At 36.7% G+C, this 16855-nt stretch carries 13 protein-coding genes and 2 pseudogenes; all 15 read right to left on the bottom strand.

The features are described 5' to 3' along the window. Positions 1 to 94: 94 nt before the first annotated feature. The 15 genes and pseudogenes from ACYFX0_RS30135 to ACYFX0_RS30205 all read right to left on the bottom strand — a co-directional run bounded on the left by ACYFX0_RS30135 (position 95) and on the right by ACYFX0_RS30205 (position 16854). Positions 95 to 904 carry a GH25 family lysozyme gene (locus tag ACYFX0_RS30135; RefSeq protein WP_460272050.1) on the bottom strand — a complete coding sequence of 270 codons (810 nt, stop codon included), beginning with the start codon at positions 902 to 904 and terminating at the stop codon, positions 95 to 97. Further along, positions 904 to 1329 (bottom strand): phage holin family protein, encoded by a 426-nt coding sequence (locus ACYFX0_RS30140; RefSeq protein WP_460272051.1) that lies wholly within the window; start codon positions 1327 to 1329, stop codon positions 904 to 906. Before ACYFX0_RS30140 ends, ACYFX0_RS30135 begins: the two co-directional genes overlap by 1 nt. Positions 1330 to 1368: 39 nt before the next feature. Further along, positions 1369 to 1740, bottom strand: coding sequence for a hypothetical protein (locus ACYFX0_RS30145; protein WP_001045978.1), 372 nt, complete (start codon positions 1738 to 1740; stop codon positions 1369 to 1371). 15 nt (positions 1741 to 1755) lie between these two features. Then, positions 1756 to 6831 carry a phage tail spike protein gene (locus tag ACYFX0_RS30150; RefSeq protein ID WP_460272052.1) on the bottom strand — a complete coding sequence of 1692 codons (5076 nt, stop codon included), beginning with the start codon at positions 6829 to 6831 and terminating at the stop codon, positions 1756 to 1758. Then, entirely contained in the window at positions 6828 to 8285 is a 1458-nt protein-coding gene (locus tag ACYFX0_RS30155; protein WP_460272053.1) for a distal tail protein Dit, read from the bottom strand. Before ACYFX0_RS30155 ends, ACYFX0_RS30150 begins: the two co-directional genes overlap by 4 nt. Before the next feature lie 41 nt (positions 8286 to 8326). Then, positions 8327 to 10729: pseudogene (locus ACYFX0_RS30160) on the bottom strand (phage tail tape measure protein); the annotation flags it as partial. Between the two features lie 120 nt (positions 10730 to 10849). Beyond that, a complete protein-coding gene (locus ACYFX0_RS30165) occupies positions 10850 to 11704 on the bottom strand; it encodes an NUMOD3 domain-containing DNA-binding protein (RefSeq protein ID WP_000375893.1) in 855 nt (284 codons plus the stop codon). Between the two features lie 249 nt (positions 11705 to 11953). Next, positions 11954 to 13183, bottom strand: a pseudogene (locus tag ACYFX0_RS30170) (replication protein); the annotation flags it as partial. A 232-nt stretch (positions 13184 to 13415) separates the two neighbouring features. After that, on the bottom strand, positions 13416 to 13778 hold the full coding sequence (locus ACYFX0_RS30175) for a hypothetical protein (RefSeq protein WP_000415912.1): 363 nt from the start codon (positions 13776 to 13778) through the stop codon (positions 13416 to 13418). 4 nt (positions 13779 to 13782) lie between these two features. Further along, on the bottom strand, positions 13783 to 14370 hold the full coding sequence (locus tag ACYFX0_RS30180) for a major tail protein (protein ID WP_001004907.1): 588 nt from the start codon (positions 14368 to 14370) through the stop codon (positions 13783 to 13785). Continuing rightward, a complete protein-coding gene (locus ACYFX0_RS30185; RefSeq protein ID WP_000176452.1) occupies positions 14371 to 14706 on the bottom strand; it encodes a hypothetical protein in 336 nt (111 codons plus the stop codon). It lies immediately after the preceding gene. Continuing rightward, complete coding sequence (locus ACYFX0_RS30190) at positions 14703 to 15047, bottom strand: HK97 gp10 family phage protein (RefSeq protein ID WP_460272054.1); 345 nt, start codon at positions 15045 to 15047, stop codon at positions 14703 to 14705. Before ACYFX0_RS30190 ends, ACYFX0_RS30185 begins: the two co-directional genes overlap by 4 nt. A 1-nt stretch (position 15048) precedes the next feature. Next, on the bottom strand, positions 15049 to 15402 hold the full coding sequence (locus ACYFX0_RS30195) for a phage head closure protein (protein WP_460272055.1): 354 nt from the start codon (positions 15400 to 15402) through the stop codon (positions 15049 to 15051). Position 15403: 1 nt separating this feature from the next. Beyond that, positions 15404 to 15697, bottom strand: a complete 294-nt coding sequence (locus tag ACYFX0_RS30200; protein ID WP_326264318.1) for a hypothetical protein — start codon at positions 15695 to 15697, stop codon at positions 15404 to 15406. 5 nt (positions 15698 to 15702) lie between these two features. Continuing rightward, a complete protein-coding gene (locus ACYFX0_RS30205) occupies positions 15703 to 16854 on the bottom strand; it encodes a phage major capsid protein (RefSeq protein ID WP_460272056.1) in 1152 nt (383 codons plus the stop codon). Between the last annotated feature and the right edge of the window lies 1 nt (position 16855).

Here is a 16855-nt window from a genome sequence, read left to right on the forward strand (position 1 = left end):
TTTACACTAACATTTATAAAGATGAAAATCAATATATAATTATCTACATATAGAACCAGATAATAATTTTTGTTCATGAAACTATTCTTTTGTTTTATTTTTTAATGTACTCGTACCACCAGTTTCTTTCATCCATCCAAGCTGTAATCTTATCAAGATCGCCATTAGGTAGTACTTCAGTTTGTAAGTAAGCTAAACCAGTTAATGGATCAGAGACAACCTTTCCTTTTGTTCCACGCTCATTCATAGCGTTTACGACTTCCTGAACCAATGAAATACCAAAACCACCAGATTTAACATATTGATAGCCGCCATTGGCAATAGCTTGTTCTGGTTGTTTCTCTCCTGTAAACCAAGATAATGATTTACTACCAATTAATTTGTTCAAATCACACTTACCGATACCGGGTACATTGCCTGTCTCTGTGTATTGCCAAATATCGCATGGATAAGCTGGCTTATTACCGCCATAACGAGGAATCCAAACAAAGTCAGCTTTTACATTTTCCATACCAAACGGAGCATACATATGATGACCAACGTATAAACCAACTTTCTGAGCACCTAATCGGCGTAGTTCATCAATAAATGCTTGTGTGCCCGCTCTCATATCATTCATTGTTTTTACTTCAACATCTGCAACCCATACTGTCGCGCTCTTGTCTCCACGGTTCCAGAAGTCACGAGCTTCTATTCTTGCATCATTTTCAGAAACGAAACGACAGAATGCATAGTTACCAAAAGGAATACCATGTTGCTTCATGGCTTGTACATATCCTTTATACAATGGATCTACATAATTTGAACCATCTTGTACACGAGCGATGATGAAATCAATGTATTGCTTTGCTATAGGCCAGTTAATGTCACCATTCCATTTTGAAATATCAATAATTTGTCCCATTACTTAACATCTCCTTTTTTATCTTCTTGTTTTTGTTTACCGCCTAAAATCTCAACTGCATTTGTTAAAGCTTGCGGAAGCGGAATACCCATTCGTCCGGCATTTTCTAAAAGTGAAAGTAATTCATTACCCATGAAGAAGAAAATTGTTGCTTCACGAATAGCACTATTACTTCCTAACGCTGCATCTAATTGAGCTGCCGCTCCGACCAAAAGAAAAAGCACCACCTTTTTGGCGATGCCTTTGAAACCAACTTTACTTTTTAATTCTCCGTTATACCCTGCTGCAATCATGCCAGTTAGATAATCAATAACTGCCATCGTCACTACGATTTTCAATGTTGCATCCCATCCTCCCAAGAAATACCCACAGAAGCCACCGAAAGTGGCAATAAAGGTTTTTAATAATAAATCAATACGATCCATCTTTTCCTCTCCTTTTTTAGATAATAAAAACAGACCAGCTTATAGCTGCTCTATTTGCGTTGTATTTTCAATTGTTACTGGTTCTTGTGGAGGATTTTTTCCTGTAAGCTTAAAATAATCTTCTGCACAAAGGCCTTTTTTAACAAATCCCAAATCTAATTCATATAACCTCGAACCTCGTCCACATAGTTCACATCTTGTTGCGATTCTGAAACAGATTGTACCGTCTGACATCTCCCTCCATACTTCAACTTTACTAGTTCCGTCAGGAATGCCAGCATTCTTTAGCATATCGGCAGGTACTTGCACGGAAATCCCTGTATCAGTTCTCGTTGCATCTACCAGCCTCCCCATAAAGGGAAAGCTTTCACCTGCTTGGAGTGGCATCATTTGATTGTCATACTTATTCATCTATATCTCTCCTTTTTATCCAAGGGCATTAAATTTCCAACCATTCGGGCTGTTCACGTAAAAGCCTGGGCCGAGATTACCGTCTGCAAAACGAATATGCCCCCACTGTTGAAATGCATTCCCACCAAGACTTACACCTTGCAATGCTCGGATGTTCGTGAAAAACTTAACCTCTTTGTTCGTGCTTATATCCAACGTGTATCCATCAGGTGCTATACCTATGTTGGTATTCGCATCTCCTATTGCGATCTTATTAAATGGTTGAAGACCGTCTGCCCTTTCTGCTGCTGCTCGATCCCAGTCATACATAGATGCATATTTGCCACTCACTAAAGTAACACCTGACACACAAACTGCTGTTCCTTGTCCAATATTTGCATCCGCAGACTCTACTTTTATAACAACAGCGTGTTCCTGCGGTTTGTAACTAGCTGGGATTGTAAAAGTGAACGACCTACGCTGAATGTCACCATAGTATGTGCTAGGTGCATCAAATGAAAGTTTTGATTCGTACCATATATCGTAATGAACATTATCTCTATACGTTACATAGCAAATGTGCAGCTGTGGTTTAGCAGTTACTCTCTTTCCATTAATCATAGCGCATCGAAAATGTGCTGATAGTGTATAAATATTACCTGGATGTATTCCGTTTTTAACGGTTGTTTCAGGATAGTTATACATATCTACTCGTGCCGCATTCACCATTTGTTCGTAATTAAACAAGGCTGTATTTTTTTCTATAACTACGTTGCCATTCACTTTCCACGGAAGACCATATCCACCATCAAAACCCCAATAATCAGAGTTCCCGATGTCTTTCTTTATAGCACTTGAAAAATCATGGTCGCTAATTAGATTGCGTTTAGACATAACTGTTGTTTTCATTCCTCTTTCGTCTTCGTAGAGGAAATCTAACATTTTTACAGTTACACCGTTTTTATCAATGGTTATTTTATCACCATTAATTCTAATAAGATTCGTATCAATGCCCTTTGCTGTTAGCCATTTGACCATTGTATCAGCATTAATATCCAACTTTGCAGCATTAATTGTAATTTTCCCAGGGGACATATTGATGGCAGTGACAATGCCGTCCTTTAAAATCTGTGCTAAGATCCCTTCATCTAACACTTCTAACCTAGATTCCGTTTTCTTTACATAAGCATTATAAGTCTCATTTATAAACGTTTCTTGTTTTCCAGAGATAATTGAAACGCCTTTTTCATTAGCACTAATACTTCTTTCTAACTCTGTAACTTTCTGATTGTATTTTTCTGTAGCTACTTTATCAGCAATATCTTCCACCATTTTATCAACATCCGTTTGATCTCTCGGATGTAACCAAAATTCTGTAGCTATAGTGCCACGTTGTAACATAGGTGCAGCACACCATAAACCCCCATTTCTTGTAACGTAATAACGCCATCTCACAAACGCTGCATTGGCTGGTGCTTTATCTGTACATACAGCACGAATCCATGTATGATTTACAACCTTGATATTCGTTCTAGCTGTTTTAATACGAGTTTTTTTGTCCGCAGTCCACCATTCAATTTCAATAAATGCACCGCCACTATCAATAGGTGTTTTCCCATCAGTATTGAAATAACCTGATGCAACAAAATCTTCGTTAACCTGACACTCAATGAATTGACTTGTAAGTCCCCACCAACGATCTTGAGTCTGGCCAGTAACGGTAATTGAAAATGTATTCATACCTTTGTATTTTAAATTCGTATCCACAGAACCAGTAGCCCCATTACCACTATTCCAAAACCAATATTTCTGGCCTAACTTAAAATCAGCATCACGCAACTCGTTGACGGTACCTAAACCGCCTACATAATCCTCAACATCTTTCTTTTTCATTGTTAACTTCAATGCTTCAGAATGTTGACCTATTGTTGTAGTAGCCTCACTAATCGTCTTTCCTTGCGCAATTTGTGTTTCCTGTAATTTCTTAACACTTGCAGTTGTTCCTTCTGCATTCTTTTCTACAGTGTTAACACGTTCATTAAAAGAGGTTTGTGTTTTTTCTACAGTTTTAATACTTTCATTAATACCATCCACACTTTTTTCAATCTCGGTTGTTTTCTTAGTGAATTCATCGGATGTAACTTGATCTTGGTAAGCTCGTTTGTATCCTGTCGCGATATTACCTCTTTCTATCTGTACATTTTTGAAGTTAAGCCATGTGCCATTTGACGTTACTACGCGTCCGAAATAAATACGAAACATAATAGAAGTTGTGTCATTAGGGATTTTGAATGTGAAACTTCTTCTCTTCCAAGTCTTCAATTCTTTGTAAATTTCACCAACAAATGCTCGCCAGTTGTTACCCTCGGCATTCGTTGCGTAGAACATTTCAAAGTGATAATCGGCTGACTCACAATTAATATCAGCAGAGATTGTTACTTCTTTACCAGGTTCTAAACCGTGTAATGATTTCTCGTAACCGCCAATTTGGTAAAATGCATCTGTGTGTCTGTTACATTTAATAGCAAGATGTTTTTCGTAGTATCGAATATCATCAACACCACCAACTTGACTTTCGCCTGGCTGGTCAAACATTCGAGGTTTTTCGTTATCACAAGATGAATTAATAACAAGGTTGCTAACTCCAACATCCAAATTATCCACGCGACTTTTCACTTGAGTCATCGTTTCTTTTGTTCGTCCAGCTTCTTGAATGATTTCAGTTGTGATTTTTATAAATTCCCCAGAATCGGCTTGATCCTCTGGAGCTGGCCTCCACGGATAAACCTTCTTACTTATAGATAGCATAGGTGAAGTTTGTTGATATAAAGCACCTTTAGGTATTGATTCAGCTTCGAATCTATATACAACATTTGGATCAGTGGCATCAGAGCCGACTGGAATTGTTACCGAAACCCTTTTCCATTCTCCATTAACTGTTGTTCTACCAGCACCGTTAGGAAAGAATACTTGTGTAGATTCCCCACCTATCATTCTAGCTGTTACAGAAAATGTTACTGTGTCACCAATTTTTATTTTCCCTCGCTTAATTAATTCACTGGGTTTAACGGCGATACCTTGCCATTCTGTATCTGTTTGCGCGATTGCATTTCCATTGTACGTATCCTTGATGACAGATAGGCGCCCACCTTTTAAAGATAACTCTTCGTTAGTTGTTAACATCTTAGTTCCTCTTACAAGGTTGATAACATCACCATCAAGGTTATTTACATTCTTTTCGATTCTTTCGATGGTTTGCTTTGTTCCATTTGCATCTTCTTCAACTTTGTTTAATTTTTGAACTGTTTGTGATGACGTTTTGTTGATTTGTTCTATGGAATTGGAAATACCGTTAATGTTTTGTTCTGTTTTTACTACACGATCTGTAATTCCGTTTTGATCTTTTTTGATATCGGATACAGTACTTTGTAGCCCTTCAACGCCTTTTGTAGTCTCAACGATCGTTTTGATCATATCTTTTTGAGTACCTTGTATACGTGTGATAGTTTCTTTAGTTGCCTCGTCACTTTCTTCAAGCGTTTTAGTTACCTGGCTGACTCTTTCTTGTTCTCCTTTAACAGCATTGAAGTCTTTTTGTAAATTGTCCGCTTTCGTTTCAGCTTCTTTAACCCTAGCATCTAGCTTTTCCGCACTAGCATTAATCTCTTTTGTCACCTGTTCCCACGTATCTTTCTTAATTGTTTCCACATCTGGAATAAGGAGCTCCCAATCTTTACCGTTCCACACTTTTAAAATACCAGGTTTACCGTTGCTAATATCTCTCCATAATGTTTTACCTACTATAAGATTATCGGTCGGTGGATTTTTAGCTTCAATAATATTTACCGTATTATTTTTTAGATTTTCCTGGACCTTTTCAGCAAGTTTCTTGGCTGCTTGAGATTCTCTTTGAGCTTGTTCGGCTGTACCCTTCGCTTCTTCTGCTAACTTTTCTAGTTGTTCTAATAGTTCTTTATTAGCTTTATTACCTAAAGAAGCAAGTACTCTATTGTATAATTTTCGCATTTCTTCATTCGGATCGGTAATTTCACGATAATCACCAAATATATATTTATCTTGTGAAGGGTCTGTAAATGATTCATCACCAGCGATTGCACGTGCTTCTAAATAAAGTTTCGGTGTAAATCCTGTATCTTTTATTCGGATTGTATCCCCCTCATTAATCAGCTCATGAGCTAGTCCAAATACACGACCAATACTTTGTGCATTTACTTCATAAGAAACAGATGTATTAACGCGTTTCTTTATCTCTGTTTTCATAAGAGTCATTAAACGTTGTGGTGTTATATCTTGCTCTGTCTCCGGTGTATAAAATCCGAATTTATGTTGTCCTCGTTCATTCCATCGCTGAAATGCATCATTGTCTACAAGATAAGGAACTCCATTATTAATACTAGAGATGGTTATAAAGTCTCCACCTTCTTTTTTTACGAACCCTAATAGGGCTGTACAGATGTTTTGGGAATTCTCAATTCGTTTGATACCCATCAAATCTTTACCAAGAGTTACTTCCTTGCCTGTATCACGTCCTCGCTTTTTCACCATATCTACATAACGACCAACAATTTGAGACCCTACAACTTCCGCGCGATATTGAATTTCTAAATCGAATAAGGAAGCAATGTCTTTTAAAAATTTCAGTGGATCTATGAATTCATCAATCGTCATAGTGTGGAAGCCAGCGTACTCTGTTTTTCCTCTTTTCCACTTCGTACCCACAAGAGCTATATCGATAAACTCATTGACTGTTTTACCTACAATCTTCTGTGGATTGATAATGCTAGCTTTCGCGAGTTGAATCCATTCACCAGATGCATAAGCAATGACTGATCTATCATCTGAATCTTTTTCAGCTTCAGTAATTATATATGGAACAATGCGACCATCACGTACTTCTTTTAAAACTAAATTTTGCTGCATGAGTGTCGCTGCATGATCTGTATTATCAAATACTTTAAACTCTAAAGTATCAATGCTATTTTTTATCTCCCAATGTCGCTTATCGTCCCAATAATCTTTTGGTTGTATATTGGAAACGATTTGACTCGTTTTAAAATCAACAACATGTAAAATTCCGCTTGGTGTCCTCATCTAAATCGCTCCCTATACGTTACTTTGGCTGTTCCGACAGTGGAAGGCATGATTTCTAGTTTATTAGAACTCTTATGAATAACAGGATAGTCATTAAATATATCTTTTAGATTAATAGCACTTTTACCATTTATCGTTACAAGACTTCGCTCAGTATCAATAACTACTTTGTCACCAACATCAAAGATATAAGGCGGATTATTTTGTGTATTCATGTTAACCTTCCAAATTTTCAAATCGTCAATAGACATTTCCGAACAAAACATGTTGTTAGAGAATTGAGAAATACTGATTTGTACTTGAGTAACTTTATTCATATTGACGTTATTTTCATCGAACCATACAACAAACCTTTCAGCATCATCAATCTCCGTACCTAAAATAAATTTAGAAATATATGCTTCCCATCTGTTTCCAGTTCTAGCAAGCCATAAACGACCTCTAAAATTTGTCCAAGTGTCTGGGTGATCTCCATGTTCATTAATGAATACCTGTCCACCTGGTTTTTTACTATTACCAACAGAAGCGAATCCGCTGTTTTGCTCGGCTTCCCATTGAACATCGCTCATCGATATACGAGCTATATAATCGCTATTTTCATCAAGAAGACCTATTTCCACACGTCCCATTTGATCCCAATGATGACTATTAATACGTACATAGGCTTGCATGATGAAATCCTGTAAAGGTCCTTGTGGAATATTCTTTTTGGCTATGCAACCATGCCATCCTTTTACTGTAGGTTCACCTAGATATTCAGCCATAAAACGATATCCATCTGATTTAAACTTTCCTCCACCAGTCATATCTTCTGTTTTAGGAACATCTATCCATCCTATGGTTGTCCCCATTTCGTCCCATAACACACGTTGATTTCTTTCCACTGGAACCTGGTCTGCTTTCAATGGATATCCAATGCGAAAATAATCCGTTCCATTCCATACATCAAGAAATGTGGAAGGCTTCGTTACTTCAACTTCTATAATTGGGTTAGATTCGACGCTTCCTTTGTTTTGCACATTTGCTATTAACCTACGCCCATCCATTTCAAATTCTAATGTTTTAGTAGGCCCTAACTTATATGGCATTGGACAAACAAAATTCAAAGTACCTTTACCTAAAGTAATAAAATCCTCAGGATCAAAATCTTCATCAATAACCGCCAGGTATGTCCTATCAGGTGTTACATCAAAGACTAATTCAACAGGTTTTTCTGTAATTAACCACTCTGCTATTTCTTCTTTTAATGTTTCTAGGTCAGATCCATCAGGAACAATAATTCCGACCGGAACAGGTAAAACTCGCATTTCAGTTTCTGTCGTTAATAATCTTGCACCTGGATAACCTGGAACACTTAGAAATTTTCGTTTTAATGGCGCCCAAGCTGGTCTTTTCCATCCTTTTTCGATTTGAATAAAATCCTTACGTATATTGTTAAATGTAAAAGAACTCATACCGTCACCCCACTTCTCTCTAAAATAAAAGAAACCCAAACCTAAAAGGCTGAGTTTCTTTTTTCTTCTCTATCTTGATACTCGGTTGTATATCGATAAGTACCACGTGCCACATCTCTTCCCTCTAAAATAACTGGAACTTCAACAACTAAATCTCCACCAAGCATTGGAATTACTCCACCACTAGAAGATGAACCAGATCCGTAATTAATCACTTGATTCGATACACTGCTTGCCATAGCTTGTCTACTATTTGACATGCTTCCATATACACCACTCATGACACTCTTTAATCCTGATAATTGACTCACAGAACTAGCCATCATACGGCTCATTTCATCCATTAGTTGATTTATTTCTCCCGGCATAACAAACTGTTGTCGTGGCATGGCTGCTACAATTCCTGCACCAATATCTCCAAGTGTCTTTTTATTCAATGGTAAAACCGCTTCTTTTCCGGCTTCTCCTGCACCTTGCAAGTTTCCGCCATTCATTCCAAAGATAGTCGGTTTAGTGAAGATACCACCTTTTGCACGCCAATCTATATTGAGGCCGGACGGAAATGTAATATCTTTTCCTAAAATGTTTTTCGTACTAGTTTGTAAGCTGAAGTGTGGAAGAGGCGGCATTTCTGGTTTTGGAATTTTCAACTTCAAGTCACTAAAGAATCCTTTAATCTTTCCAATGAATTTTTCTATACTGTCAACTGCATCTTTAATTGGATCTATAATGAAATGTTTTGCCGCTTCAAATTTTTCTTGAGCTGCATTCTTAACAGAATCAAATTTTTCCCGTGCTGTGTTGTACATATCATTGAATTTCTCTTTTGAAGAATTATAAGCTGAAATAACTGGTTCAACGATGTATGTGTAAACCATCTTCCATGCTTCAAGTGTATACCCTTTTATTTTCGCCCAAATTCCTAACATCCAATTGGATAAATCACTAAACTTTTCTTTTACTAAATTCCAAGTATCTTGTACAGGTTTTATAATATATTGTTTAAATAAACCCCATGCTGCTGATGTATATGATTTAACTGTCTCCCATTGTGAATTTAGCCAAGAAACTAAATCACTGAACTTTTCTTTTACTAAGTTCCATGTATCTAGAACCGGTTGAATAATATATTGCTTAAATAGTCCCCAAGCAATTTGCGCCATTGCTTTTGCAATTTCCCATTGTGTACCAAGCCAAGTGACCATTTCACCGATTTGTGTACTTACCCAGTCGTAAGCTTCCTGAATCGGTTGAATAATATATTGACAGATTGCCGCCCATGCAATTTGTGCACCTGCCTGTATTAACAACCAACCAGCTTCTAAAACGGTAGAAACTGCCGAAATAATTGGATCTAAAACAGTAAGAATTGTATCCCATGTTTCTTGCCATGCTTGCGTTAATGTTCCCCACAATTCAGATGCTGTTTCAACTAAAGAGGACCACCAAGAGGAAGCAGTTTCAACAATCCCAGACCATAAACTACTAAAGAATTCACCTATCGGATCAAAGAAACTATGCATCATTTCTATGAAAGAAGACCATGCTTCAGAAAAGAATTCAACAGTAGAATTCCATGCATCGCTACACGCCTGCTTCACACCCTCCCATAAATCACTAAAAAATTGACCTATCGGATCAAAAAATTCATGCATTGCTTCTAAAAATGAAGACCATGCTTCACTACAGGACTGGGATATCCCGTCCCAAAGCTCTACTAAGTACTCTTTAATAGAATCCCATGCTTCTATTGTCCAATTTTTAATATCATCCCAGTTTTTATAAATAGCCACTCCAAGAGCAACTATAGCGGCTATGATAATAGGAACAATAGCAACTATACCTAGTGCCGCGGCGGCCCCAATTTCAAATACCCCCATGACCGATACAACAATTGGCGCAATAGCCATAAGTGCCCCTGAAATTACTCCAATAGCCGTTGCAACTGCCGCTAATGTCGCTGCTAATTCTGGATTATTAGAAATCCAATCAGCAATACTAGCAACAACATCAGCAATTACTCCTAGTATAGGTTCAAGAGCCATTTGTAAATCGCCCATCGCTTTTTGGAACTTTACAGCTGGATTTGCATCTAATTTTTTAACAGATTCATTTAAGTTGTCTTGGTTTTGTTGAAGATCTTTTGTTTTCTTAGAAGCTTCAATTAAAGTGTTTGTTAAATTTTGACCTTGATCTTCAAACATAGTGGCTAGAACTTTAACCCCAACCTGATTTTTCTTAACTGGGTCTTCTATTCCGTCAATAGCTTTAGCTACTTCTACCATCGCTGCTGCGCCATCTCTTCCGCCTTTAGCGACAGATACTCCCCATTTTTCTATTTGTTCAGTTGCAATACCAGAACCGTCAAGCGCCTCTTTTAAGGCCTTATCAGCTCCTTGTGCGAATTCAGTTAATTGAATTCGTCCCTCTTTTAAACCCGATATGTTCAGTAAAATTCGCAATACTTCACCCGTCCCCTAAGGACCGCTTACTGTCACCAGTAAGACCAGACTATATCATCATCTAAGCAAAGAGTAGTGCCTAGATGCTCCCCATTTCCACTATCATTCGCTTATAGTGTACGTCTTTCGACTAGTCGTTACACCTTCATCTAACAAATCAAATTTATATCCCTCTAAATGACGATATTTACTTTTTTGCCTATTAAAATCATCTTCTACAGAAATTTTCTTACCTAATAACTTAGTTAATAAATATAAACTTATTTTAAATTGTTTACTTGTTATTTCTTTCGTTTCATAGATTGTAACATTTCCCAGATTGTCAGTAACTTTAACTTTTACAGCAGCAGGATTTTTACCTCCTGCAATAGCTTGACCGTTTCCATAGTTCGGGTTATTACTTCCGCTTATCTCCATTTTCTCTCTAGCTATTTTTAAGTTTCGTTTATGTTCTTCTGATTTCTTTTTTCCTTTTAATGCCTGGCTTATATTTACACGCTCTTGTTCATTTCTCTTACGTCCGTATATAGGGCTTAAATCCCCACGTTTTCCGTACATCCCATTTCTTTTCCCCGAACGAGCTAGACTTTGTTTTCTGCGGGTTTCCTCTGACACAACCACGCCGTAATTCGGATGTAATGACCCTTTCCGACCATACATGTGGTTAAACTTTCCTTCTACTGCACCAAGTCCTCCATCATCTAAATTAACAAGTTTGTAGTTTAAAATATGCTTATATTCATAAATGAACCAAACTTCAGCATCATAAGCTTCTTTTTCGGTTAAATTATTAGATATGATAGCAACAGCTACCTCAGTTTTGTTTAAAATATTTTTAAAATACCTATTTCTACTTTTGTCAATTTGATATGCTCGATTACCACTACCCTTTCCTACATAAAAAGGTTCGTTAGTATCAAGTCTTATCCATTCATAAATGTAAAATCTTCTATCCATAACCTCACTCCTAATACAATATCTTACAGTAACAGAGAGGATTATTGAATAATTTTAAAATTATTAACAATAAAACGGCTTATCAATGTAAAAGTTAAATCATCCATAAGGAAAATACATCTGAATTTATAAAGTAAATAACATCTTTGATTTATTAAATGCTTGGCACGGTATTGTCTCTACAAAAGAGAGTTCCACCGTTTTAAAGGAGTTTTCTATGAATGTCACCATTCATAGGGACAATACTTTATCCAATAAATTATCGATATTCCAACTACCAGTTTCAACACCAGCTTCCATAATTGCTTGGACTTCCTCAGCTTTAAAGCCTGCACGGGTTAACTGACTACCATATTCAGCAATGATGTCTAACTGTTCTGGCGGAAATCCCATTTTTAACAAAGCATCAACCATACCAAGAGCACTATCTTGCGTTATTCCTAATTCATTTCCTATTTCATAGGTTTCTTGAATCAACTCTGTAAAATCTATACCGTCATAGGATTGCGCGATTGTTGCTGCACCTTTAACGATAGATGCATTCGCTTCATCACTAATATCTTTATTTAAAGCCCATTGCCTACGTACACCAGCAAGTGATTCTTCAGCATCCACTCCATAAGCTGTTACGCCTCTTATTGCTTCTTCTACTGATTTTTTCGAGGATTCAGGGACATCAAAAGATATATCAATTTTGGTTTTCAATTTTGATATATCAAGTGCTTTTTCAATAGCTGTTGCAATTCCACCACCAGCTGCTAATCCACCGATAACATTCTCTAATCCCACTTTTAGACCTTCAAACTTCTTCTCGGTTCTGCCAGCTTCTTGTTGTAAGTCTCTTAACTCATTTTGTACTTGTTGAATAGAATTTCCGGCATCCACAGATCGGAGGGCACGTTGTAATTTTTCAATATCAGCTTCAGTTCCTAAAGCTTCACGACCAATAAGACCAATTGCTTGTTCTAACTGTCGACTTGTAGCCGATCCACTTTTAATTGCATTTACAAGACGATTACCTAATGCGCTCGCAAAATCATCAACACTTTTTCCTGTAGCACTAAATAAAGTTTCTAATTGTCGTGTTGAACTTGCTACATTTTCTTGTTCGGCTTTCATATTACCGAGCTTGTTTTTCAGACCATCAAGTGACCCTTGTGTAAATTCAATTTCACGCCTAAATGCGCGGTACTGCTCTTCTGAAATTTTCCCATTTTGAAATTGCTCTTGAACCTGTTGCTCCGCTTCTTTTAATTTATCGAGCTTTTGTGTAGTTTTTTCAATTTGTTGTGTAAGCAACTGTTGCTTTTGAGCAAGTGCCTCAACGTTACCAGGATTAAACTTTAATAAACGTTCAACATCTTTTAACTCTTTAGTCAAAGAATCACTTTGCTTATTCACGTCTTTTAAGGCATTTTGTAACGGTTGCGTATTCCCTCCAATTTCAATCGTAATTCCTTTAATTTTTCCTCCTGCCATTATCTCACCCCTTTTTCTTAGAAAGCATTAAAGTCTTCTTGAGTTGCTTTTCGAACTTTTTCTTGTCCTGGATTTTTCATTTCAGCATACTCAGCTATATAATCAAAGCAATCACCAATCGTCATCACTTCTAAGTCCCAATATGTGAGCTTTGCTTCATAACAAAGAGCAAGGAACAATTCAGTGCCTAATTCTTCATCACTGAAAGTCCCTTGCTCTCCATTAATTTTCTTTACTTTTTTTTTGCTCCCATTGTTTTTTGAACCATCTCATTAATTTCCGGCATTATATCGTAAATAGGAAACTCATCAAATCCTTCTAACCAAGTCATCGGGTCTGGAATTTCAGGATCAGCTGTTTTAGCGTATAACCAAACTAAATCGTAACAAACTTCAAAATCTACCTTGTCGAAATCTAAGTTAGAAAAATCAATAGTACCTTCTGTTGCATCTTGCGAAGCGAATGTACCTATAGCGCCTAATTTAAACATATCGGCAAATAAATCCCGTCTAAATTGCGCCTTATATCGCTTGGCTGATGCTGCATTAGCTTTTAATTTGACCTGTTTTCCGTCTATTGTAATTGTCTTTTCCATTTACTTACGCTCCTTTTGGTAATGCAGGTACTTTTGTATACACTTTTTTGTACCAATTATTATAAATATCTGTTTTTGATTTAGTAGTAGTTTTCGTTTTAACCATACGTTTTCCATTAATATCAATAGGGCTGGATACAAATTTAAGTTCATTTGTATTTGGCTCCGCTGAATTTGTTTTTGTTTTAGATGCAAGTGTTGGACGACTTGCAGAACAGTTAAACATAACGTGTCGAGTTGCTCGTACATCGCCATCAAATTCAAATAACAATGCAAATGATTTTCCTTTCGCATCCGCTAACTCATTTAACACACCATCTTCTTCGTCTAATTCCTCTCCTAGTGCATCGATTGCAAATTGTTCCGGAATAGTCGCAATAGAAAGCGTTCCATCATACCCTTGGTTATTACTTGCAGCGTAATAAAGCATGTCATCAGCGTAGAATTCAATTAAATCCCCTCGTGGATCAAACGTTAATTCAACCGCACCAGGTAATGGAATTGGTGTATTAAATGTAACTACACCATCTTTAATATCGAAAAGCGCATAATGGACATTCTTTAAACCAAATGCTACTTTATTTTCATTCATTTATATCAACCTCGTTTCATAAAATTTTTGATACATATTTTCAGATTCAATAAAAGTCCCATACGAGTCATAAGGAATCTCGTGATCATCTAGGACTTGTTCTAGCTTGGCTTCCGCAACTACATCTTTCTTAGTTGTATAAAGCTCTATATTTACATCGTTTATCTTGTGATACACCTTGTTATCAGCCATTAAATTTGCTGACCCATCCACAAGAAAACAGATATACGGTGGCGCTGGAACTGGATTACCTGGTGTTGCTATGAAATGCGAATAAGCCACAGGATAGCCTGTAGCTTCAAGAATTTTTATAAATTCTCCTAATGTTAATGTCATGATTCAATTGCCCTTTCAATACGTTTTGGCAATTCTTCAATTACATACTCTTCAACGGGACGAATATGCACTTTCTCCGGTACTCGGCCACCACTAGCTTTCGCATGGCCATTTTCTAAAAGATGCGTTAATTGCCCTTTTGTATTATGGATAACAACGGCTTTACCTACTTTTTTCTTACGCCAACCTTTACGATAACCACCTGTTTTTTTAGGACTATTTTGTCTTAACTTACTTACAGCAATATCCGCTACATCTTCTTGTGCATTTGTTAATTCTTCTTCCACAACATTTGCATACCTTTGCAATTCTCTAACAAGATCACTCGCAAAATTATTCATATTAAACATGCTCCTTTGCGATAATAGTCAATGTTTGATACATTTCATCATCATTCATTGGCGGTTCGATAATGTCAAAGATACGATTCTTCATATTAATTCGCATTAATTCTGTAATACCTGTTGTATAAGGAATTACAAACCGATAAATTCGTGTAGACTGTGAAGCTGAAGCTTCAATATACTCAGACCCTTTCACCGTTTTTATCATTGCCCATGCTCTTTTAACTTCTTGCCAATTACCTGTTTCAATTTCTTGATTCAATTCATCTTTTATTACTTTAGGTTGTTCAATGCTAATTCGATTTCTAAAGTCACCTGTATTCAGTGGTTTTTTATACTGAAAAGGACGCATATTACTCACCGTCCAATTTGATTTCTTCTAATGCTTTTGTAATACCAAAACTATTAATTTCGGTTAAAAAGTTTTTAGTAAAATACTCAAGTGCATCATTATAAGCATAACGAGAACGTTCAAAAACTAATTCTTTGAATGTCTCATCTTTGTTTATGTCATACAATCCACATACTTTTAATAAAGCTTCATTGGATGCAAAAAGGATGCGCTTTAGGTTATCGTCTTCATCATCACCCAAGTGCATCCTATCTTTGAACTGCTGTATTATTTCGTCTGAAATTACTGTTTCCATTTACATCACCCTTCAGTCGGTGATGTTACTTCTTCAAGCTTTAATGTGTAAACTTGTGAAGTGTATTTATCCTTCGGTTTACCTGTAGCATATTGTTTAGCAATATAAACAGTTGCATCTTCTAAAGCTAATGTTTCTTCATACTTCTTGATTGGCTCTGTTCCACCCATTGCTGCAACATATTGACCTTTAACAAAGAATAATACTTTTCCTTGAGGTACAAACACTGACTCCGTAAGGATTGGATTAAATGGCAAACTAGTTACATATACTCCAGCCGCATTTTGAATTGTCGCGTTTGCTTGAATATCAAAAGTATCAAACGGATTAGTTACCATAACTACTTTACCAGCAATATTTTTTGGGCGATCTGCGTCTGAACCATCGGCATTTAATTTTTTAGCTAGTAGTTTAACAACACCTTTTAATTCATTGATTGTTTTGCGGCCTGGTTCGAATGTTAAAGTGCCTACTGGCTTTTTATCTGGATATTCTCCATTCACAACACTTCCACTTGGATCTTTTAATAACCCAATAGGTTCATTTTTACCTGTACCAGCTACAAATCCACGTTCTAAACCTACTTTCATCGCTTCTGTAATCATTGTACGAACATAACGTTCTACCCATACAGGCCCAAGTTTCAACATGTCATTTGCTAATGGAATAAATGCCGTTAATTTAAGTTGGGAAATGCTATCTTTACGGAATGTAGCATTTAATTGCCCTTTAATACCATCAAATAATGGTCCCCATACAGCTGCGCCTTCTGGATCCCCGTAAATAAATTCTGTTACTGCACCCAGATTTTCAAGACCGATATGTTGTAGGAAAGGATGATCTTCAACTAAATCATCAAAAATACGTTCTTGAGTTGTCTTAGGTAAAGTTTCAGTAGACTTAAAGCCTCCTTCTTCCACAACTGCATTAAAGAACTTCATTTCTTCACTTGTTAATACATTAGCACCGCGAGATTGCATAATAGAACGATCTACCATTGATTCATTCACTTGATTTAAAATATCTGCTCTTACATCTGTAGCAAGTGCTTCAATCATGGAGTTCAATGCTACTGATTGTTCTTCTGCTGTACCTTCCTGTGTAGCTTTTGCAAATGCTAGTTTCTTTTCTTCAAAATTATTAAACTTGATAACCATA

The organism is Bacillus sp. NEAU-Y102, from assembly GCF_054788175.1.